Below are 22820 nucleotides of genomic sequence, written 5' to 3' on the forward strand. Positions count from 1 at the left end.
CGCCGAACCTTGAGGACACAACGGCCATGATCCGGTGCAAACCGGACTCACGTCAGCGGGTTCCAGCGTTGCGACCAGTCGTCATCGGACTTGATCACTTCGCGCAGTAGATCGAAAGCCTGTTGCAGGGTTTCCGAGTCGCGATCACGGGAGTAGACCAGGTAGGTGGGATAACTGAATTCCGGGGCTTTCGCGACGGACTCCAGCACGCCGCTTTCCAGATAGCTCTGCACGACGCGGGTGCGGAAATAGCCACTGCCGCCGTTTTCCAGAATGTATTGCAAGGCCAGCGGGCCAAGATTGAAGCTCAGCGCAGCCTTGGCTTTCTCCGGTAACGCCGCATCGTGCTGGCGCCGGAAGTCCGGACCCCAATCGATATACACGTAAGGGTCAGGACGCGCAGGATGGCGGACGAGGATGAGTTTTTCTTCGAGAATCTGCTCGACTTGCAGACGCGGCCAGTACTCGGGTTGGTAGACCAGCGCCGCATCCAGCACACCGAGTTCCAGCTGCCGCAGCAGGTTTTCGCCGTCACGAATCTCCATGCGCAGGGCGTGGCCGGGGATTTTTTCCCGCAGTTCAGCGGCCCAACTGAGCATCAGCGGGTTGCACAGGCTGACCTCTCCGCCGATATGCAACACATCGTGGTAACCCTCGGGCAATGGTAGATCGCGCCGCGCCGCTGCCCAGGTTTCCACCAACTGGTTGGCGTACACCACGAAGGCTTCGCCATTGGGCGTCAACCGGGCGCCGGCGCGATTGCGCACGAACAGGGTGCTGCCCAATTGGCTTTCGAGTTTCTGCACTCGGGCGGTGATTGCGGTCTGGGTGACGTGAAGTTTTTCGGCGGCTGCGGCAAGGCTGCCGTGGCGGACGATTTCCAGGAAGGTGCGGGCTAGGTCGATGTCCATGGGGCGGCCGGTGCGAAGAGTGCAGGCATTGTAAGAGCGTAATTGTGCGCAGGCTACAGGCACCGAAAACGACAAATCCCGCCACCAGGGCGGGATTCGTTTGTAGCCAGGCGTGCTCCCGAAAAGCCGGGAGCGACATGCTTAGCTTGGGAACAGCTCGGACAGTTTCATCGCCAGCATCATGTCGCCTTCAGCGCGCAGTTTGCCGCCCATGAACGCTTGCATGCCGTCGGTTTCACCGCTGACGATGCCTTCCAGGGTTTCGCCGTCCATCACCAGAGTGACCTGGGCGTCCGGGTTCTCGCCTTCCTGCAGTTCACAGGTCTGGTCCTTGACGATCAGGGAGAAGTTCTTGGTGTCGTCGATGCGGAAACCGAAGACCAGGTCCAGACCGGCAGCAGCGGCTGGGTTGAACTTGGCTTTCATTGCTTGTACTGCATCTGCTACGGAGGTCATGGTTTGATCCTTTTTTCTGATAGATAGAGCAGGGTAATTAGAGCTGGGTGATTACAGCCAGGGTCACAATAGTCCGGACTCAGCGAAACGTGATGAGTTCCGGGGCCTTCAGCAGTTGCAGGTGCGCATGACTGTTGAAGGAAGCCAGAGCCACCTCGCGACCACGAAACTTCAAATGGTTGAGCGAGGTGTTGACGATTTGCCAGTTCAATTCAAAAGCCTGTTTGGCAGGCATTTGCGTAATGAGATGGAGCAGGGCAGTGATGGTGCCGCCGGAGGTGAACACGGCGATTTTCTGTGTGTTGTCGGCCTGTTCGAGGATCCGGTGCAGGCCGGCCTGTACACGCTCGACAAAACCCAGCCAGCTTTCCAGCCCCGCCGTGTCGTAGGTGCCCGCCAGCCAGCGCTCGATGATCAGGGCGAAAATGCGCTGAAATTCGCCGCGGTTTTGCGCCGCGTTGCGCAAAATGTTCAGGGCTTCGGGTTCGTCCGGCAGCATGGCGGGCAACAACGCGCGAATCACTGCGTCGGCATCGAATTCATTAAATGCGGAATCGGTTTCGAGTATGGGAACCGGCAGCCCTACGGCGGCAAATTGCTCCAGGGCGCTGTTGGCCGTGTGCTGCTGGCGACGCAGGTCGCCTGCAATGCAGCGATCGAAGCTGATACCGAGTTCGGCCAGGTGTTGGCCGAGGATTTCTGCCTGACGGATACCGGTCGGCGACAGGACGTCATAGTCGTCTGCACCAAAGGAGGCCTGGCCATGTCGAATCAAATAGATGCTGCCCACGTCCGCGTCATCCCGGTACGTTGAAGGTTTGGCGAGGTTATGAGGATGGCGGTGAGCTGTCAATGAAAAAACATACGCTTGTTTGAAATGCTCGTTCCAGCCGTGTTGCCAGAGGTTTCACGGCTGGTCGCAAGGCTGGCGCATGGGTATGCTGGAGGCATCCCGCGCGCGTAGATGTCGCGCATCGTTTGAGGAGTCCCTGTGGAGTTTTTTTCCGAGTACGCCATTTTTCTGGCCAAGACTGTGACCCTGGTGATCGCCATTCTGGTGGTCCTGGCCAGTTTTGCGGCCTTGCGCAGCAAAGGTCGACGTAAATCGGCCGGGCAGTTACAGGTCAGCAAGCTCAATGATTTCTACAAAGGGCTGCGTGAACGCCTGGAGCAAACCTTGCTCGACAAGGATCAGCTCAAAGCCTTGCGCAAGGTCGAAGCCAAGACCGAGAAAAAACAGAAGAAAAAGCCCGAGGCCAAACCACGGGTGTTCGTGCTGGATTTCGACGGTGACATCAAGGCGTCGGCCACGGAAAGCCTGCGCCATGAAATCACCGCACTGCTGACCCTCGCCACCCCGAAAGACGAAGTGGTGCTGCGTCTGGAAAGCGGTGGCGGTATGGTCCATAGCTACGGACTGGCATCTTCGCAGCTGGCGCGTATCCGTGAAGCCGGCGTGCCATTGACCGTGTGCATCGACAAAGTGGCAGCCAGCGGCGGCTACATGATGGCGTGCATAGGCGAGAAGATCATCAGCGCACCGTTCGCGATTCTCGGTTCGATCGGCGTGGTGGCACAATTGCCCAACGTCAATCGCCTGCTGAAAAAACACGACATCGACTTCGAAGTGCTGACGGCCGGTGAATACAAGCGCACCTTGACGGTGTTCGGCGAAAACACCGAGAAGGGCCGGGAGAAGTTCCAGGAAGACCTGGACATTACTCACCAACTGTTCAAGAACTTCGTATCACGCTACCGCCCGCAACTGGCCATCGACGAAGTCGCCACTGGCGAAATCTGGCTGGGTGTCGCGGCGCTCGACAAGCAACTGGTGGACGAACTCAAGACCAGCGACGAATACCTGGCCGAGCGTGCCAAGCAGTCCGAGCTCTATCACCTGCACTATGCCGAACGCAAAAGCCTGCAGGAACGCATTGGCATGGCGGCCAGTGGTTCGGTGGAGCGTGTGCTGATGAACGTGTGGGGACGCCTGACACAAAATCGATTCTGGTAATGCATGAGCTACACCGGCACTCAATAAAACCGCAGCGTTAGCTGCGGTTTTATTTTGGGCGGAAAGTTGAGTGCGTTAGTTAAGTATTAGAATCTCTAGTCCAATAAATATTTTGTGCTTATTAATGGCGTTTACTTGTCAGGTGCATTGATTAGAATCGGCTTTCCCTAATCAGCAGCAAGGAAGTTGCACAATGGAAATAAGCACTCAATACAATGGTAATCCGGATGACTTAGCTCTTTTTGTAAAGCTATTGCCCGAAGAGTCCATGTTTCTTATCGATCTACGGCCCAAAAAGGATCACAAGGTTGTCCATCGATCCTATGGTGAAATCCTGTTCACCCTTATCAGGCGCCATCAGCCCAGTCCGTCGAAGCCGGACTTCAAGGTTTTCATCGTAGGTGCAAACTGGGGAAGTTTGAACGGTACGTTATTTGAAGATGTCGCTGCATTGGCATATGCCATTCAGAAAAGAGGACTGCAGCAAGTCGCGTTTTAACCCTTCTTTAGAAGCGAAGTTCAAGTAAGGTCTTGATGATCAACATCATCAAGACTTATTTATGGGTGACGGTGGACAAGGCGAGCCCGCTCCTACAAGTGCTATCTGCTTCTTCCCACATTGCAAAACGTTCACATTGGTTAGAGTGAAATCCTTCCACTGCAACGGACTGCGCAATGAACGAGTATCCTCTCCAACCCCTGTACGAGGCGCTGAAGGTCGCTGTCGACACTACGCTGCCACAAACCCCGACCCAGTTTGCCGAGTATCTGATCAAGCAAAAATGGGCTATCGACCCGCAGGATGCCCTGCTTGTCACCCTCGATTACGATTACCGCGGCCATCCTGCACAGGACGGCATTTACCAGGGACAGGTCGCGAATTCGCAAAGCCTGGTTCAGGTGCTGCTCAGCAATTACCAGACCGTCGGCGACGGGCATTTCGGTGAAACGGCTTTCGGACTGTATACGCCGCCGGATATCGGGCCGGCCGTTCGCGTCGTTGAGCATGTCGATGAATTCGCCGAGGACGGCAGCGGTAATCACAAAACCTATGAAGGTATTTATCGGCAGACAGTGCCGCAAACCTTCGGGCCGCAGACCCAAATCAATGTGCGGCCCGCAGATTTCAAGAAATGGGTCTGGCAGCTGTCTTTCAAGGATTTGTACAGGGACTATGTCGACAAAGCGTGGCCCACCGACGAGGTGATTGCGGCTGCCGAACCTGTTGCCCTGAGAACATCCACCAAAGCCGCGTTTGTCATGTCCTCCTGGCTGCAACGGCAAGAAAACAGCCTGTCTCCAGAGGGCCTGGAGCTGGCGATGCAGGCGGCGGGTTTGCCTGTCGGCCAAACCTGGGGGACATTGACGATCGAGCAGCTGCAAGCCGTGACGCGAATGCCTTCGAATGTGCAGGCAAACCGTCTCAGGCTTTACCGATACACCGCAACGGATATCTGGTGTTACCGCGAGCGGTCCAGCGACAGAGTGTTGATGTTTGTCCCGGGCAACTCTTCACCCTTGCACGAGTTTACCGATACCTCCCAGCTGCGCCGGTGGGTCGTTGACCAGGCGCGGGACGCCGAAACGAGGCAGGCGCTGGCTGCGCACTTCGCCAAAGAGGATCGCAGCGACGGCACCTTTCACGCCGGTGTACTTACCGCGCTGGAGGGCATGGCGCAATACCCCAGGGAGCATCGGTTGACGAAGCAGGCCGGCTTCTTCAATGACGATGGCTATTGGAACCCCGATGATTACATTGCCTTCGACCTGGCTTCCCCGAGAACCGACCCTTTCGCGCAACTGGTATCGAGCATGAAACAGGCCGCTCAGGCCAGCGTCGATACTATTCGTGATGACGCCCAGGTCAACCGCGATAATTTGAACGCGGTCATCGAACCCATTGTGCAATGGGTCAACCGATTCGGTCCGCTGGCATTGTTCGTCCCGGGCGGTGAGGGTTTTCTGGCCCTGGCCGGGCTGCTCGATGCGGCCTATGGCCTGGATCAGGCAGTAAGTGCTGAAACGGCCGAACAGCGTTCCGAGGGTGTGACCCGCACGGTCTTCGGGTTGCTCAACGCGTTGCCTCTGGTTGCGGATGCCACGTCGGCCATTGGCGAAGAGGCTCAGGCTGGCAAGCTGATCCCGTCGCAAGACTTACCGCGCGAACCCGCAGCCGGACCCCATCCCGAACCCACCGCATTGCCTGCACCGCCACCTGGGCCAATGCCCTCACGGGTGGATCTGCTGCGGGGCGTCGGCGCGCCTGCGGGCACATTCAGTGACGAGGTGCTGGCACAGATCGGCAAGGTCAGTGCGGTCGACAATGACATGCTGCGCCTGATGCAGTCTGGCCGGCCGCCGACCCCGTTGCTGGCGGACACCATTGAGCGCTTCAGCATCGATCAGGAAGTCATGGCACAAACCCGTTCATCCACCGCGCCAGCTGACCTTTTCTATCAGCGGTATCAGGCGCTGCAGCAGTCCGAATACGAATGGGTGAAGCTGTTCCAGCGCCAATATCCCGAAATGCCGAGAACGGCTGTGGAACAAATGCTCGATCGCTATGGGGTTGATTTGACGGCGGCACCGGACGCTTCCCAGGCCCGGTGGCTGTTCAGACAACTCGATGGCAAGGCTCGTCAATACCAGCAGCATGTGCGCCTGAACCGGGCCTATGAAGGTCTTTATCTGCACTCAATCGCCAATCCTGCGTCGGACACCCTGGCCCTGCATTCAATGAGCCGTCTGCCAGGTTGGCCCAAAGGTTTGCGCATCGAAGTGCGCGACGCTTCCATCGGCGGACGCCTGCTGGATCGCAGCGGACCGCTCGAAGCGCCGGATTGCCGGATCCTGATCAGGGTGGAGGCGGGATATCTGCCGTCCACGCAAGCCGCTTCAACCACCGATGTCTACTCAGCGGTTGCAGAGCTGTTGTCGGAGGATGAGCGCTCGGCTTTAGGGCTGATGTCCAGTGACCCGGGCAAACAACTTAAACTCAAGATCGGTGACCAACCGTTGCCCCGTTCAGAGCTCATGCTGGGGTTGGGCAGGATGGACTCCGGTTTGCCCTTCGAAGCACAGGGCTTGAAAGGCGGAGGTTTTCCGGATACGCCCCACGCCGCGCAATTGACCCACGAAATCATGAGGTTGCAGCTCAGGGAGATCTATCCTGAATTCACCGACAGTGAGGCCGATGCAGTTCTGCTACCTCTGGGCAGTGGTGCGCAACGCCACATCGACACGTTACGCCAGCAAATGCATCAACTGCATATGGACATCGATACCTGGATCGATCAGGTGGGAGTGGATATCGACGAAATGGATATCCCGTTCCTGAACATGGGCGATCCTGGAACAGAAGGATTGACCCACGCGCAACTTGCTTTGCGCAATGCACAGATGATCCAGGACACCATGCGCCAGGAAACGGCGACTCGTGACGAGTTGGCCGAAGAGTTGATCGCCATCTGGAAAAAACGCGCACCGCAGGAACATAGCCACTATTCAGGCAATCATGTCGATGGTTTCGTGATGGACATGAGCCACGAAGACTACCATCGGCTGCCGGCGCTCAACGTGCGTTTCAATGATGTCATCGGGCTGAATCTGCAGCAGTTGCAGTTGACGGAAGGAGAGACGCTCAATGGCTTTCTGGAGTGTTTTGCGAACCTGCGGACACTCAATCTGCAAGACACTGACCTGCGGTTATTCAACCTCGATGGTGAACTGGAATCTGTGTTGCCACCGGCCGTTGCCCAGTTGCAGCATCTGACAACCTTGAATCTGCGTGCCACCCAACTGACCTTTGAGGAAACCACGGCAGCGCAGTTGAGCTCGCTGACCAATCTGCAATCGCTGGACTTGAGCGAAAACCCGTTGCGCGTTCCACCGGTGATACTGGGAATGGACAAGCTACGTTCGCTCAATTTGAACAACACCCGCATTACCACGTGCCCCATCGGGGTCATGGATCAGCCCTACCTGACGACCCTGGATCTGCGCAACAACGGCATTCGCCGAGTGCCGCAGGCCGTACTGAATCAAGCCATCGCCAGGGATCGGGTGCTGCTGTGGAATAACCCGCTGGATGATGAGGACACCTTGCGGCGGTTGGTCACGCATCGGGAGCAAACAGGCATCAACTTGTGGCTGGGTGCGCCTGGCCCCGCGTATTCGGATCCGCTGGCCTGGTTGAACGGGATTGAAGGAACGCAGCGAAACGCTCGGCTTGAGGTCTGGCAGCGCCTGGCGCTCAGGCCGGGAGGTGGGCGATTTTTAGGAACGATGAATACCCTGACCCTCACCGCGGATTTCCGGGTCAATTACCTGGATCTTCAGACGCGGGTCTGGCGACTGCTGGTCGATGCGGATGCATCGGATGAACTGCTGGAGCGCTTGACCCGCAATTCGCCGATTCCGGCGGGCGCTCTGGATAACCCTGTCGCGGTGTTCACGGCATTGGAAAGCCGTGCGCAGTTATACCGGGACTGGGCGGCGTTGGGGCAACCGATTCCCATCCAGCAATAAGGATTTCAAGGGCGGGTAGCCAATAGCCCTGCTCCCGATGGGGAGCAGGGCTACAGCGGTCAACGGCGACGGAACAGCGGCAGCGGTTCGTCGGTGGCGGCCTGATAGGTCACCGAGAAGTCCTTGAGACCTTCCAGGGCTTCGTACGGGTCTTTATCGGCACGGATCGCGAATGCATCGAATCCGCAGCGGTGCATGTAGAACAATTGATCGCGCAGCACGTCGCCAATCGCCCGCAATTCGCCTTTGAAACCGTAGCGGTCACGCAGCAGACGGGCGTTGGAGTAGTTGCGGCCATCGGTGAAGGCCGGGAAGTTCAAGGCGATGACCTGGAAACTCTCGACGTCCTCTCCGATTTCCTCGGCTTCTTCATCGGCATCCAGCCAGATACCCAGGCCGCCGTCGCGGGCCAGGAGCATACGGCTGTGTTCGCGCCACAATTGCAGCGGGACGATGTAGTCGTCGCAGTTGGTGATCTCGTCGATGTTGAAATCCTTGGGCAGCAGGTGCCAGGTTTCGTCGACGACGGCGTTGTTCTTAATGATTCGCTGCATAGACGCGTTCCTTGAAGAGGTCGATGCCAATACGCTGATAGGTGTCGATGAAGCGCTCGTCTTCGGTACGTTGTTCGATGTACACGTCGATCAGCTTCTCGATCACGTCAGGCATGTCTTCCTGAGCGAAGGACGGGCCAAGGATCTTGCCCAGGCTGGCGTCGCGACTGGCGCTGCCGCCGAGGGAAACCTGATAGAACTCTTCGCCTTTCTTGTCCACCCCGAGAATGCCGATGTGGCCGACGTGGTGGTGACCGCAGGCGTTCATGCAACCGGAGATGTTCAGGTCCAGTTCGCCGATATCGAACAGGTAGTCCAGGTCGTCGAAACGGCGCTGGATCGATTCGGCGATCGGGATCGACTTGGCGTTGGCCAGGGAGCAGAAATCGCCGCCCGGGCAGCAGATGATGTCAGTCAGCAGGCCGATGTTCGGCGTGGCGAAACCTTTCTCGCGCAACTCGCCCCACAGCGTGAACAATTTGTCCTGTTCAACGTCGGCCAGAATGATGTTCTGTTCGTGGGAGGTGCGCAGTTGACCGAAGCTATAGCGGTCGGCCAGGTCGGCCACGGCGTCCAGCTGCTTGTCAGTGATGTCGCCCGGTGCTACGCCGGTCGGCTTCAACGACAGGGTCACGGCAACATAACCCGGCTTCTTGTGGGCCAGGGTGTTGCGCGCGCGCCAGCGGGCGAAGCCCGGGTGTTGCTGGTCGAGTTCGGCCAGGGCAGCGTTCTGGTTGTCGAGGGACTTGTAGTCTGGATCGACGAAATGTTTGGCGACGCGATGTACCTCGGCTTCGGTCAGCGTGGTCTGGCCACCGCGCAGGTGCTCCATTTCCGCATCGACTTTCTGCGCGAAAACTTCAGGCGTCAGCGCTTTCACCAGGATCTTGATCCGCGCCTTGTACTTGTTGTCGCGACGGCCATAGCGGTTGTAGACACGCAGGATGGCGTCGAGATAGCTCAACAGGTCTTGCCATGGCAGGAATTCATTGATGAATGCGCCCACCACAGGGGTACGCCCCAAACCACCGCCGACCAGCACACGGAAGCCCAGTTCGCCAGCGGCGTTGTGCACCGGCTCAAGGCCGATGTCGTGGACTTCGATGGCGGCACGGTCGGAGGTCGAACCGTTCACGGCGATCTTGAATTTGCGTGGCAGGTAGGCGAATTCCGGGTGGAACGTGGTCCACTGGCGGACGATCTCGCACCATGGGCGCGGGTCGATGAGTTCGTCGGCGGCGACACCGGCGAACTGGTCGGTGGTGACGTTGCGCAGGCAGTTGCCGCTGGTCTGGATCGCGTGCATCTGCACGGTGGCCAGTTCAGCGAGGATGTCCGGAATATCTTCCACGGCCGGCCAGTTGAACTGCACGTTCTGCCGGGTACTGATATGGGCGTAGCCCTTGTCGTAGTCCCGGGCGATCTTGGCCATCATTCGCATTTGCCGCGAAGTCAGCTGGCCGTAAGGCACCGCGACTCGCAACATCGGTGCGAAACGCTGGATGTAAAGGCCATTTTGCAGGCGCAGGGGGCGGAATTCTTCTTCGCTCAGCTCACCTGCCAGATAGCGTCGGGTCTGATCACGGAACTGCTTGACGCGGTCCTCGATGATCCGCTGATCGTATTCGTCGTATACGTACATATAAGTCCTGTTCTCAGGCTTGGGTCGCTCGGATTCAGCTGCGTTTTTTGCTTGCCGCAGTCCAAGAGCCTCTGCAATTCTGCGCGCACGGCCGCGCACTCCTAATGGAGCCGGGGCAAGATACCAGTTTGCAGTTATGCGCAAAAGTGATGTTTGAGTATATATAAAGAACCAAATCGCCTAACGAGAAGGGTTGTTAGATAACCCACATTTGTCGTGCGGGCAATCATCGTCTTAACTGTGGTCGAGTCCTTATGCAATCACCGATAAAACCGACAAGAGGCGATGCAATGAGCAACCCAACCAAAGCAAGGAAAAGCGACAGCACAGTCGATGCCTGGGCGATTCTGTTCCTGATCATTCTTGTGGTCGGCACCGCCGTATTCTGGGTAAGTCATCAATAACCGACCCGACCGAGCCTCGTTCCGACGATTGTCGGACAAAAACCGCAATAAACGCCGTTTTGCGGACGTTCGCTGGCTATAATGCGTGGCGAATTTCCGGGGGCTCGGACGACACATGTTGAAGTTTCTAAGGGGTGCATTGCTGGCGCTGGGCATGGTCGCGGGACCGTGTGCTCAAGCGGCGTCAGTGCTGTTCCTCAACCCGGGGACCACCAGGGAAGCCTTTTGGGTCAGCTATTCGCAGTTCATGCAGGCGGCCGCCGCTGATCTGGGCATGGACCTGCGCATCCAGTATTCCGACCGGGTTCCTGAAAACATTATCAAGCAGGCACGCGAAGCCCTGCAGGGCAGCGATCGCCCCGACTATCTGGTGTTCGTCAACGAGCAATCGGTCGCCCCCGAAGTACTGCGCCTGGCTCAAGGCAGCGGGGTGAAATTATTCATGGTCAACAATGCCCTGACGGTGGATCAGATAAAACTGCTCGGCGCCCGACCGAACAAGTATCCCGACTGGATCGGCAGCCTGGTGCCCAATGACGAGGAGGGCGGTTACCTGATGCTCAAGGAACTGATCCGCTCGCATCCTCCGGTAGCGCCGGGCGAAATGATTGATCTGCTGGCTTTTTCCGGGCTGAAAGTGACGCCCTCGGCGCAGTTGCGGGAAAAAGGCATGCGTCGGGCGCTGGCGGAACACCCGCAAGTGCGTTTGCGCCAGCTGGTGTATGGCGGCTGGACCCGTCAGCGCGCCTACGAGCAAGCCAAGCTGTTGTTCAAGCGCTATCCGCAGACTTCACTGGTGTGGGCGGCCAACGACGAAATGGCGTTTGGCGTCATGCAGGCGTATGTCGAATCAGGGGGAGTCCCGGGCAAGGACGCGTTGTTCGGCGCCATCAACAATTCACCCGAGGCATTGCAGGCTCTGCTCGACAATCGCTTGAGCGTATTGCTTGGCGGGCATTTCAGCCTGGGCGGCTGGGCGTTGGTTGAACTGCATGATTATGACGAAGGGATCGACATCAGCCAGTACGGCGGTCGCGACCGACAGATTCCACTGTTGCAACTGATCAACCGTTCGCAAGCCAAACGACTGTTGGCAATGAGTCGCACGCAGGACTACGGGGTGGATTTCCACAAGCTTTCGGCCAAGGGACGACCCGCGTCATACCGCTATCCGTTCAGCCTGCAAACCCTGATGCACTGACCCGTTTCAGATCCCTGCCAGCAGCAGCACCAGTTTGACGATGCCGAACAGCGTCAGGGCAAACACCGTGGTGAACAAAATCCCCAGGATCACGAAATGACTCGGTTTGCCATGGGTGAAGTCCCGCGCCCGGTTCTTGCCGCTCTGCACCCCGAACGCTGCCGCCATGACGCTGTGCAACATCTGCCAGAAAGTGGGCGGCTTGTTATCGGCTGGATCGTCCATAAACCCTTGTCTCCCGTTTGAGTAAAACAAGCATAGACAACCCGCGCCAAAGAAGATCGGTCGGGAGCTACCCCGGTATAAATATGTACCGCCCTGGACGACAGGCCCGCTGATTGACTGATGCTTCATACAACAGCATCAGGTAGTGCCACATGAGTGGAATTCCAAAAGCCCAGGAAAAGGGCCTTCATAACCATTTCATCAAAAAAAAGCTGCACGAACGCATACGACATTTGACCCCGGCAAACATCCGGGCTCTGGATCGGGCAAGAACACCCGGAGGGCTGGCCGAAGATGCCATGCCGCAATGGTTTCAGAAGGCCACCAGTGACCAACGACTCACTGTGCGAGACCAGCAGAAGCGCAGTCGAACGTGCAACGAAACCCTGGCAAAAACCCTCACCGGGCTCAAGGGCGTCACCGAATTCGCACAACCGTTGCTTGAGGCGGCGTTGCAAAAAAAGTTCGGGCTCAAAGTCGATGTGACGCAGACATGGCTCTACGAGCCTTTCGCAGGCTCTCTGATCACGCACCAGACACTCCTGCAGCTGGCATTGCGCAATTTTGAAGAAGACCAGGTATTCAATGCCGGTGACGTCATTGCTGAGCGGGGACTGCGCGCAGCCCACCTGGAAACTCAAGGAGGACCTTACGGTTGGGACTATCCGGAAACGGGGCCTTCAACGCGCTACAGGATCAAGCCGCTAGCGCTAAAACCTGCCGATTTTGCATCGTTATGCCGGGAGCTGGATATCGGCAAACAGTATCAGGAACACCTGACGGCGATGTTTGACGCGGGGGACCGGGCGGCCACCGTGCGCACCCAGACCATCAATGCATGGAAGGCCAGTCTGCGAGTGCACGCCGATATCGCTCACCTCAAGTCGCTGATCACGCCTTCGGCCTACCGTACTTTGCTGGCCGTGCTCAATGGCGAGCCCTCGCCAACACTGGACGGCGAGCGCGTCACTTGCAGTCAGTTGCATGTGTTGGGGTCGCCTGTCAGTGAGCTGTTTGTCATCGGTGCACGTCGGCGCAAAGGTAAAAAGATCGATTTCGGTTGGAGCAATCCGGGAGTCAATCTGTTTGACGTGCTGGGTTATCAGGACTCGCGGATCATCGTCTGTATTCCCGGTGATCCATTGGCGCCGGTCATGGAATATGCCTCGCTCAAGTCCTTTGAAAATGACCTGTGCTACAGGCTGCGCGATGTCAATTATCAGCGCTCATTTCTCAGACTGATTCCCCACGGTGATGCGGGGAAGTTCCTCGGCAAGATCAAGACCGCCCTGCAAACGCTCAAATGGAACCCGGATTTTCCTTACCGCAAACAAACCGTGCTGGGGCACATCGACGGCATTTACGAACACGTGTATCGGGACGAGCCGGTTCTGGATATCAGTGAAGAATTTTTTGATGCCGAACTGTTCGGCGAGCTGTACAGGCGGCATCAGAAGCGCCTGAAAGAGACTGCCGAGCAATTGGCGGTGCCGACCGCCAAAGTTGATCATGAGGCCTGGTATGAACGACTCGCCCGGTATGCCGAATGGGGGCTGAGCGTACTCAACGCAGCAGCATTTTTCGTCCCTGGCCTGGGCGAGGTCATGATGGCCGTGATGGCCGTGCAACTGACCATGGATGTTTATCACGGCGTTGAAGCGTGGAGCATTGGCGACACGGATCAGGCCTGGAGTTACTTGAAGTCGGTGGCTGTGAACGTTGCCTTCATGGCGGCGGTAGGTACGGTAGCCGGTAAAGTGCCGAAAGTGCTGTCGACGCCCATCACCGATGGCCTGGTCAAAGTCAAATTGCCGTTTGGCAGCGAACAGTTGTGGCGGCCTGGCTTGAGGCCTTACTTGAGCGACAGGGTCTTGCCGGTGGGCCTCAAGCCCAACGAGCGTGGGCAATATCAAGTGGATGGCAAAACCTATATCAGGCTTGACGGTAACGTCTACGAAAAGACCTTCGATCCCGTGCTGAACAAATGGCGACTAAAAAATCCGAGAGTCTCGGATGCTTACTCCCCGGTGCTTGAACACTACGCAGGAGGCGCGTGGCGCCATCGTTTCGAGCGACCGCTGGAGTGGGATCGAGCGACATTACTGCGACGTCTGGGCCCGGTCACCGAAGGTATCGATGCAGCGACGCTGGAGAAAATTGCCGATATCAGCGGCGTTGACGACGACGCGTTGCGCAAAATCCATATGGATCACCTGAGCTTGCCCTCTGCGTTGTCCGATACGTTGCGGCAGTTTCAGACTGACCGGCAGCTCAATGAACTGATTGAACAGATTCGTATCGATCAGCCGGTGCCGGACAGCCGTTACAACGACGTTTTGCCGCAAGTGATCACAATGCCCCGTTGGCCCCATGGACGTGTAATCGACGTGTTCGACAATCCAGGCCTGACGGGAGCTTCGTCCCGCTATGGTAAGGCGTCATTACCGGCGAAGCCGGGCATCAGGATTTCCCGCGAGGATGTGTCTGCCGGGAAACTCCCTGAACGCGTGCTTGCAGCACTGGATGAGGGCGAAATTGTTCGCTTGCTGGGGAGTGAAGGTGCGCGAGTCGAGGCAGAGCGCGAAGCAGTATTTCGACAACAGCTGGGCGATCACCTTGCAGGCAACAAAACCGCGTTGTTCGACACACTCAGCCAGAGCGCCAAGTCGACGGACCGTGAAACTCAGGCACTGCGCAGCACTTTCCCGAGCCTGTCGACGGACGCGGCGCAAGAAGTCCTGGCCAATGCCACAGCCAAGGAGCGGCTGCACATCAATCAAACCGGCCGGCTCCCCACAAGCCTGTTACTCAAGGGGAGGGCGCGCGCCCGGGTGACTCGGCTGAACAAAGCCTTGGCCGGACTGCATCTGGAAAGCATGGCGTCATTGGACAGCCAGCGTTTGGCTCTGCACAGCCTGGAACGGCTCCCCGGCTGGCCGAACAACCTGCGTCTGGAAGTGCGTCTGGGTCATTGCGACGGAAAACTGCTCGACAGCATCGGTAGCGAAACCGCCGAACAGGTCAAATACCTGGTGAGGGACGGCTCTCAGCATCATCAAGCCAACCAGTACCAGGCCTTTGACCAGCACCAGAATTCGTTGAACAGCGTACCGAAAGCAGGCGACAACTTTTTTTCTTCGCTCATGCATGCGTTACCAGACGATGCCCGCGCCCGGTTGGGCATGCCCAATGTCGCGCAGGGTGCCAGGTTGCAGGAGGCAGTGACCACCTATGCCATGGGCCACCGTGAGCAGATGATGCAAACCCTCGCACCTGGCGCCAGCACTTCACGATTCCGTGCGCCGCGACGCCTGGCGGACGGCAGGGTCGGCTACCCGATGAGCGGGCGAGGTGCCGGCGCAATGGTCAATCCGTCGTTGGTCTCCAGGTTGCGGGATGTCTATCCGAACGTCTCCGATGAGATGGCGGAATCGATGGTCATTCAGCTTGCGCTTGATGGTATGACCGAAACGCAAATTGCCCATTTACTGAACTTGCGCGCCCAGGAGTACGAGACGCTGTCGGCGCAACTGGACCAGTGGGTTGAAAGCGGCGGTCCGCATACTCTCCGTCATCAGGTCGCGCGCAACATCAAAGGCGTCTGGCAGCAGCGGGGAATTTATGATGGCGCTGCCAGTGTTTACCTGGATATCGGTGTTGCAGACAGCTTGCCGGAACTGGCTGGCAACTTTCCTCACGTCAGTCGACTGCATATGAGTGCGGGTGCAATGTTGAGTCAGACACCGCAAGCCTTTTTACGTCAGTTCCCCAACGCCCGGTCGTTGAAGTTGGGCGTCCGGGATGGCGTCGACAGAGTTCAGTTGGCCGCGAAGCTGAAGGCATTGCCAGGCATACATGACTTGCGAATCGCCGGGCCGCTGGGGCAGGAGTACAGCGCAACTGTCCAAGCGGCGATAGACGCCATGCCGCAACTGCAACAATTGGACGTGATCGGCATGGCGGGCGAACTGGATGTCAGTGGTCTGACTCGCCTGCATTCGTTGAGTGTGTACGGAACGACAGAGGTTTGGCCCAAGGGCGCCCAGCAATTGCCTCAGCTCAGAGCGCTGGACCTCACTCACTCAAGCGTCAAGACACTCCCCGCTCAATGGCTTACCGGTCACGAAGCACTGTGGCCCGGCATGAAACTCAATTGGGCCAGGCTGAGTACCGAGGACTTCGTGAGGGCGTATGAGTATGTGCACGAGCATCCTGCGCATTTGCAGGATAGCGGGCACATGCTCGATCGATATTGCCGAGGCACGCTGAGTGATGCCTTGGAAACCAGCGAAGAGCTTTCAAAGGCTGCCCTTGGGCGAATGAAGGCAGAAGGGTTGGCAGGGCGGGCATTGCTGGCACGGATCAATGGGCTGCGCGAGGATGGACAGGCGCTGCGCCTGCAACTGGAGCGGTGGCAGCAGCAAACGACAAAAGCCAATGGCCGGCAAGTCAACCTTCGGGAGCGGGAGGTCATTGCCCGGCGAATCCGCGAGTGCTGGCGTGATGGCCTGCGTAAACGTTATGGCGGCGCGCAGGAGGTACCGGTTTCGCAACCTGAGGTCGGCCCTTCGACGGTGCGCTCATGGCCCCTCATGCCCGGACAAATCATTTCATCGAATCTGGATTTGTCAGGCTGGGCGCTGGGCGACCTGCCTGAACTGCCGACGTTGTCGGCAACAGATTTTGCTCATGTGCAAACCTTGCAAATGTCGGGGGTCATGGCCTCATCCGAAGATGTCAGTGGATTTTTGCGCGGTTTCACCGACATTCGGCGGTTGGACCTGAGTAGCAATCAGCTGCAGAGTCTGCCGACGACACTGGGCAACCTGACAAAACTCAGTGAGCTGAATCTGAGCCGCAATCACCTGACCATCACCCCGAGCATGCAGCAGCGCCTGAACCGGTTATCTGCCCTGGAAAGCCTGGACTTGCGCTATAACCGGGTCGATTCGCTGGACGTGAGTGCCATGTCCCGCTTACAGACTTTGCGTGTGGGGCATACCGCCATCAAAGACTGGCCATCGGGTTTGTGGGGCTTGTCCAGCCTCGACAGGATCGAGCTGAACAACAGCGCTATCACGACGATTCCCGAGACGGCTCTGACCGCTCAACACGTTTCAAAAATCGATTTGCAGGGTTGCCGATTGACGGCAAAGGCCCGCAGCGATTTGCTGGCAAGCAGTTCGTCGGAAAACCCCATGGGCATTTCCAGGGCCAGCTTGCAGACAGGCATGACAGAGGGCGAACCCGAGTATTTTCCGGTGCTGGTCGCGCAGAATCCGGAGTTGTTGTTGCCGCTGCCCGTTGTACCCGGCAATGACCTGACACGCTTGACCCCGCAAGCCCGCCTGCAAAGGCTTGATCCGGATTTGCCGGCGGCCGAGGCGATACGGATCATCGATGTGCTCGCCACGCGCCATGGCGGGGCTGGCCCTCTGTACGAGCAATTGGCCAAGTGGGACAGCCAACACCAGGCATTGACGAAGTCCCTGAACACATGGATCGATACCCCGCCACAGCACCGCGTTGAATCGTCACCTCCTGTGTGGATCGCCGCCACCGAACGCCGCCAGGCAGCTGACCGGATAATGGCGTGCTGGAGGCAGAACCTGCGTGGTACATCGGCAGGCATTACCCTTGATTTGTCCGATATCCCATTGGGCCATCTCCCGACGCTAACTGCCGACTTCGCTCATGTCGGTGAGTTGAACCTCAACAATGTGTATCTGAGTGAAGACGGGCTAAGCGAATTTCTTGGCGCGTTTACTCACCTTCATACCCTGGCGCTGGATGCCAACGCGATGGATGCCTTGCCAGCGTCAGTGACCTCTTTGCGCCGCCTCAAGCGACTTTCGGCGGCCAATAACCGTTTCTCCAATGCAGCTGAGCTTGAGCGCCAGCTTGCCGGATTGAGCAACCTGGAGTCTTTGAGCCTCTCAGAAAACTGGCTCGAGTCACTGGATGTCAGCGGCCTTGGAAGTTTGCAAACCCTCGATCTGAGTGGCAATCGTCTGGTCATCTGGCCGCAGGGTGCACTTGAGCTTCCTTCACTCAGCACCCTGGATATGCGCGACAACATGATCGAGTTCATTCCGCCAGCCCTGATGGCCGACGCGCACAGGGTATTGCGTGCGGGCACCAATCTGGCCGGCAACGAGACGCTCGATGGTACAAGCTTGCTGATGCTGCATAATCAAGTGCAGGAAGGCGAGCAGATAGTGGGATGGCGTTCAACAGAGATTGACGAGGCACTGGAGCGGTTTGACAGCAGTAGCGAAAGCAGCAGCGTTGACGACAGCGATAGCGATGACTCGATCGTGAGTGACGTTGAAGTGGATATGGATGAGGTGACGGGTGCCGAGGCTCGTGAACGTTGGATCGATTCGTCAGCTGCAGATGCCGAGGAGTTGATACGGATCTGGAATGATTTTGAGCAAGCGCAAAACAATCAGTTCTTTTTCAATCTGCTGACCCGGCTGGAAGGTACGACAGACTTCATGACAGGACGTGCTGATCTTGTGCGGCGGGTCCACACCGTATTGAGGGTGGCCGATAGCGACGCAGGTCTGAGGGATACGATTTTCGAATTGGCGAGAGCCGGCGCAACCTGCGTCGATGGCCAAATCCTGCTGTTCAGCAATATAGAGGTCAAGGTTTTCGAGTTCGAAACCTCGAAGTCAATTGCACCGGGGCAGCATGGCCAAGTCTTGTTCCGGCTCGGCAGGAATCTGTTTCGACTTGGCAAGGTCGAGGAGATCGCCAACCGCGATATTGCCCAGCGCCGGGCACAGCGCCGCTCGACTGATCCGGCTGAAGTGCGTCTGGCTTATCGTATCGGCCTTGCCGAGCGACTTGAACTGCCGGGACAACCCAGAGGCATGCGCTACAGCGGCAACGTTTCGTCTGCCATGCTGGAGGCGGCCCATGCTGAAGTGATCGCGGCAGAACAATCACCGGCATTGATTGATGAGTTGGTCGGCCGCCAATATTGGAGCGATTATTTGAAAGAAAAATACCCTGAACGGTTTGCCCTGTTGCGTGAGGGTTTCGCAGGAAGAGAGCACGATGTGGATGAGCAGTTTCCGAATTACGGCGAAGGCGCGCAGGAGCAGTACAAGATCGCCATGCAGGCGATCGAGGCAGACCTTGTCTTCGAGCAAGGAAAGCTGTTGCGCGAACTGTCTGAAATAGAGCGGACGCTGGTGGGGTTGTAACGTAAACCCGCAGCGTTGAAACAACCCCGGGAGTCGCACGAGTCGACTCCCGGGATCAGCCTCAGTTGTCGTAACCCAGGTTAGGCGCCAACCACCGCTCGGTCACGCTCAGCTCCTGGCCTTTACGCGACGTATAGCTCTGGACCTGATCCTTGTCGATCTTGCCCACGGCAAAGTACTGCGCCTGCGGGTGAGCGAAATACCATCCGCTGACCGCGGCGGCCGGGAACATCGCATAGTGCTCGGTGAGGAACACTCCGCTGCGCCCAGCGCGCATTTCGGCAGCCTCGGGGTCGAGCAGGGCGAACAGCGTGGCTTTCTCGGTGTGATCCGGGCACGCCGGGTAACCCGGGGCAGGGCGGATGCCGGTGTATTGCTCTTTGATCAGCGCCTCGTTGTCGAGGGTTTCGTCCTTGGCATAACCCCAGTGTTCTTTACGCACCTGCTGGTGCAGCCATTCGGCGCAGGCCTCGGCCAGACGATCGGCCAGGGCCTTGACCATGATCGAGTTGTAGTCGTCGCCAGCGTCCTGATAAGCCTTGGCCACTTCTTCGGCGCCGATACCGGCGGTGGTGATGAAGCCACCCACATAGTCGGTTAATTCGCTGTCCTTGGGTGCAACGAAATCAGCCAGGGAGAAGTTTGGCTTGCCGTCAGTCTTGATGATCTGCTGGCGCAGGTGATGCAGCTTGGCCAACGGCTTGCCGTCATCGCCGTAGAGTTCGATGTCATCGTCACGCACCTGGTTGGCCGGCCAGAAGCCGAACACCGCACGGGCGCTGATCAGCTTTTCGTCGATCAGTTTGGCGAGCATTTCCTGGGCATCGGCGTACAGCGCGGTGGCGGCTTCACCGACCACTTCGTCCTGCAGGATGCGCGGGAACTTGCCGGCCAGGTCCCAGGAAATGAAGAACGGCGTCCAGTCGATGTACTCGGCCAGCACTTTCAAATCGATGTTATCCAGCACCTTGGTGCCGGTGAACGTCGGTTTGACCGGCGTGTAGGTGCTCCAGTCGAACTGTGGCTTTTTCGCGATTGCTGCGGCATAACTCAGGCGTTCGGTGCGGGCGCTGCGGTTGGCCGTGCGTTCGCGGACTTCGATGTAATCCTGGCGGGTTTTCTCGACGAAACCGGCCTTGAGTTCCTTGGACAGCAACTGGGTCGCCACGCCCACCGCACGGGAGGCGTCGGTGACGTAGATCACCGCATCGTTGCTGTACTTGGGCTCGATCTTCACCGCGGTGTGCGCTTTGGAGGTGGTAGCGCCACCGATCATCAACGGCAGATGGAAGTCCTGGCGCTGCATCTCGCGAGCGACGTGGACCATTTCATCCAGTGACGGCGTGATCAGCCCGGACAGACCGATGATGTCGCACATTTCTTCCTTGGCCACCTGGAGGATTTTCTCCGCCGGCACCATCACGCCGAGGTCGACGATGTCGTAGCCGTTGCAACCCAGCACCACGCCGACGATGTTCTTGCCGATGTCGTGCACGTCGCCCTTGACCGTGGCCATGAGGATCTTGCCCTTGGCTTCCGGCTTGTCGCCTTTCTCCAGTTCGATGAACGGGATCAAGTGGGCCACGGCCTGCTTCATCACCCGAGCGGATTTCACCACCTGCGGCAGGAACATTTTGCCGGCCCCGAACAAGTCGCCGACGATATTCATGCCCGACATCAGCGGACCTTCGATCACTTCGATCGGGCGGGCGAACGACTGGCGCGACTCTTCGGTATCTTCAACGATGTGCGTGGTGATGCCTTTGACCAGTGCATGTTCCAGGCGCTTGTTGACGTCCCAGTTGCGCCACTCTTCGGTCTCGGCTTCCTTGACGCTACCGTCGCCCTTGTACTTGTCGGCGATGGCGAGGAGGGCGTCGGTGCCATCCGGGGTGCGGTTGAGGATCACGTCTTCGACGGCGTCGCGCAGTTCCACCGGGATCTGGTCGTAGATCTCCAGTTGACCGGCGTTGACGATGCCCATGGTCAGGCCGGCGCGGATTGCGTACAGCAGGAACACCGAGTGGATCGCCTCGCGCACCGGGTTGTTGCCCCGGAACGAGAACGACACGTTGGACACGCCGCCCGAGGTCAGCGCATACGGCAGTTCGTCGCGGATGTAGGCGCAGGCATTGATGAAGTCCACAGCGTAGTTGTTGTGTTCTTCGATGCCGGTGGCCACGGCGAAGATGTTCGGGTCGAAGATGATGTCTTCCGGCGGGAAGCCGACTTCGTTGACCAGGATGTCGTAGGAGCGTTTGCAGATTTCTTTCTTGCGCGCTTCGGTGTCGGCCTGGCCGGCTTCATCAAAGGCCATCACGACGACTGCGGCGCCGTAGCGCTTGCACAGTTTGGCGTGATGAATGAATTGCTCGACGCCTTCTTTCATGCTGATCGAGTTGACGATGCCCTTGCCCTGAATGCACTTGAGGCCGGCTTCGATCACTTCCCACTTCGAGGAGTCGATCATGATCGGTACGCGGGAGATGTCCGGCTCGCCGGCAATCAGATTGAGGAAGGTCACCATGGCCTTCTTCGAATCGAGCATCCCTTCGTCCATGTTGATGTCGATCACCTGGGCGCCGGCCTCGACCTGCTGCAGGGCGACTTCCAGGGCTTCGGTGTAATTGTCTTCACGGATCAGGCGGGCGAACTTGGCGGAACCGGTGATGTTGGTGCGCTCGCCGACGTTGACGAACAGCGAGTTGCGATCGATGGTGAACGGTTCCAGGCCCGAGAGGCGGCAGGCCTTGGGAATGTCCGGAATTTCGCGCGGGGCATAACCGGCCACGGCTTTGGCGATGGCTTCGATGTGGCCCGGCGTGGTCCCGCAGCAACCACCGACGATATTCAGGAAGCCGCTTTGAGCGAACTCTTCGATGACCTTGGCGGTTTGCGCCGGTAGTTCATCGTACTCGCCGAATTCGTTTGGCAAACCGGCGTTCGGGTGCGCGGACACGTGGGTGTTGGCTTTGTTCGACAGTTCTTCCAGGTACGGGCGCAGTTCGCTGGCGCCCAAGGCGCAGTTAAGGCCGACCGAAATCGGTTTGGCGTGGGCCACGGAGTTCCAGAACGCCTCGGTGGTCTGGCCGGACAGGGTACGGCCGGAGGCGTCGGTGATGGTGCCGGAAATCATGATCGGCAACTCGATGCCCAGCTCTTCGAACACACCTTGCACGGCGAAAATCGCCGCTTTGGCGTTGAGGGTGTCGAAGATGGTTTCGATCAGGATCAGGTCGGCGCCGCCTTCGATCAGGCCTTTGGTGGCTTCGGTGTAGTTCTCCACCAGCTCATCGAACGTCACGTTGCGGTAGCCGGGATTGTTGACGTCCGGTGACAGCGAGCAGGTGCGGCTGGTCGGGCCGAGCACGCCAGCGACGAAGCGCGGCTTGTCCGGGTTCTCGAGGGTTTTCGCATCGGCGACCTTGCGGGCCAGGCGTGCGCCTTCTACGTTCAATTCGTAGGCCAGTTCTTCCATGCCGTAATCGGCCATGGAAATCCGGGTGGCGTTGAAGGTGTTGGTTTCCAGAATGTCGGCGCCAGCATCCAGGTAGGCTTTCTCGATGCCGCCAATCACGTCCGGGCGGGTCAGCACCAGCAGGTCGTTGTTGCCCTTGACGTCGCTCGGCCAGTCGGCGAAGCGTTTGCCACGGTAATCCTGCTCCTCGAGCT

The 22820-nt window shown here is 58.2% G+C and carries 12 protein-coding genes; 5 read left to right on the forward strand and 7 right to left on the reverse strand.

Translation table 11 applies throughout. The features are described from left to right. Nucleotides 1-47: 47 nt before the first annotated feature. From D8U69_RS13750 to D8U69_RS13760, 3 genes are all read right to left on the reverse strand, one after another. Nucleotides 48-911, reverse strand: coding sequence for a LysR family transcriptional regulator (locus D8U69_RS13750; protein WP_056852830.1), 864 nt, complete (start codon nucleotides 909-911; stop codon nucleotides 48-50). Nucleotides 912-1052: 141 nt separating this feature from the next. Beyond that, nucleotides 1053-1367: an SCP2 sterol-binding domain-containing protein gene (locus D8U69_RS13755; RefSeq protein WP_007987439.1), complete on the reverse strand. Its 315-nt coding sequence runs from the start codon at nucleotides 1365-1367 to the stop codon at nucleotides 1053-1055. Nucleotides 1368-1446: 79 nt separating this feature from the next. Further along, entirely contained in the window at nucleotides 1447-2157 is a 711-nt protein-coding gene (locus D8U69_RS13760; RefSeq protein ID WP_130907498.1) for a histidine phosphatase family protein, read from the reverse strand. Between the two features lie 201 nt (nucleotides 2158-2358). Between D8U69_RS13760 and sohB the strand changes: the two genes are divergently transcribed. The 3 genes from sohB to D8U69_RS13775 all read left to right on the forward strand — a co-directional run bounded on the left by sohB (nucleotide 2359) and on the right by D8U69_RS13775 (nucleotide 7908). Then, the gene (sohB, locus tag D8U69_RS13765; RefSeq protein ID WP_130903439.1) at nucleotides 2359-3381 is read left to right on the forward strand and encodes a protease SohB; all 1023 of its coding nucleotides are present in this window, start codon (nucleotides 2359-2361) and stop codon (nucleotides 3379-3381) included. Nucleotides 3382-3574: 193 nt separating this feature from the next. Further along, nucleotides 3575-3880, forward strand: a complete 306-nt coding sequence (locus tag D8U69_RS13770) for a hypothetical protein (protein ID WP_130907499.1) — start codon at nucleotides 3575-3577, stop codon at nucleotides 3878-3880. A gap of 176 nt (nucleotides 3881-4056) precedes the next feature. Further along, nucleotides 4057-7908: a DUF6543 domain-containing protein gene (locus tag D8U69_RS13775; RefSeq protein ID WP_130907500.1), complete on the forward strand. Its 3852-nt coding sequence runs from the start codon at nucleotides 4057-4059 to the stop codon at nucleotides 7906-7908. A gap of 59 nt (nucleotides 7909-7967) precedes the next feature. On the opposite strand, the gene D8U69_RS13780 is transcribed toward D8U69_RS13775, so the two are convergent. Both D8U69_RS13780 and D8U69_RS13785 read right to left on the reverse strand, forming a co-directional pair. Then, nucleotides 7968-8462, reverse strand: a complete 495-nt coding sequence (locus D8U69_RS13780; RefSeq protein ID WP_056852825.1) for a DUF934 domain-containing protein — start codon at nucleotides 8460-8462, stop codon at nucleotides 7968-7970. Continuing rightward, nucleotides 8446-10104: a nitrite/sulfite reductase gene (locus D8U69_RS13785; RefSeq protein ID WP_130903437.1), complete on the reverse strand. Its 1659-nt coding sequence runs from the start codon at nucleotides 10102-10104 to the stop codon at nucleotides 8446-8448. The genes D8U69_RS13780 and D8U69_RS13785 overlap by 17 nt, the downstream gene beginning before the upstream one ends. A 519-nt stretch (nucleotides 10105-10623) precedes the next feature. On the opposite strand from D8U69_RS13785, the gene D8U69_RS13790 reads away from it, so the two are divergent. Next, nucleotides 10624-11709, forward strand: a complete 1086-nt coding sequence (locus D8U69_RS13790) for an ABC transporter substrate-binding protein (RefSeq protein WP_056852823.1) — start codon at nucleotides 10624-10626, stop codon at nucleotides 11707-11709. A 6-nt stretch (nucleotides 11710-11715) separates the two neighbouring features. On the opposite strand, the gene D8U69_RS13795 is transcribed toward D8U69_RS13790, so the two are convergent. After that, the gene (locus D8U69_RS13795; RefSeq protein WP_056852822.1) at nucleotides 11716-11934 is read right to left on the reverse strand and encodes a DUF2970 domain-containing protein; all 219 of its coding nucleotides are present in this window, start codon (nucleotides 11932-11934) and stop codon (nucleotides 11716-11718) included. A 152-nt stretch (nucleotides 11935-12086) separates the two neighbouring features. On the opposite strand from D8U69_RS13795, the gene D8U69_RS13800 reads away from it, so the two are divergent. Next, nucleotides 12087-19148: an NEL-type E3 ubiquitin ligase domain-containing protein gene (locus tag D8U69_RS13800; RefSeq protein WP_130907501.1), complete on the forward strand. Its 7062-nt coding sequence runs from the start codon at nucleotides 12087-12089 to the stop codon at nucleotides 19146-19148. A 61-nt stretch (nucleotides 19149-19209) separates the two neighbouring features. On the opposite strand, the gene metH is transcribed toward D8U69_RS13800, so the two are convergent. Further along, the coding region (gene metH, locus D8U69_RS13805) for a methionine synthase (RefSeq protein ID WP_130907502.1) at nucleotides 19210-22820 on the reverse strand (3611 nt) is incomplete at its 5' end.

The sequence above is a fragment of the Pseudomonas sp. Sample_16 genome (genome assembly GCF_004307665.1).
Lineage (GTDB): Bacteria > Pseudomonadota > Gammaproteobacteria > Pseudomonadales > Pseudomonadaceae > Aquipseudomonas.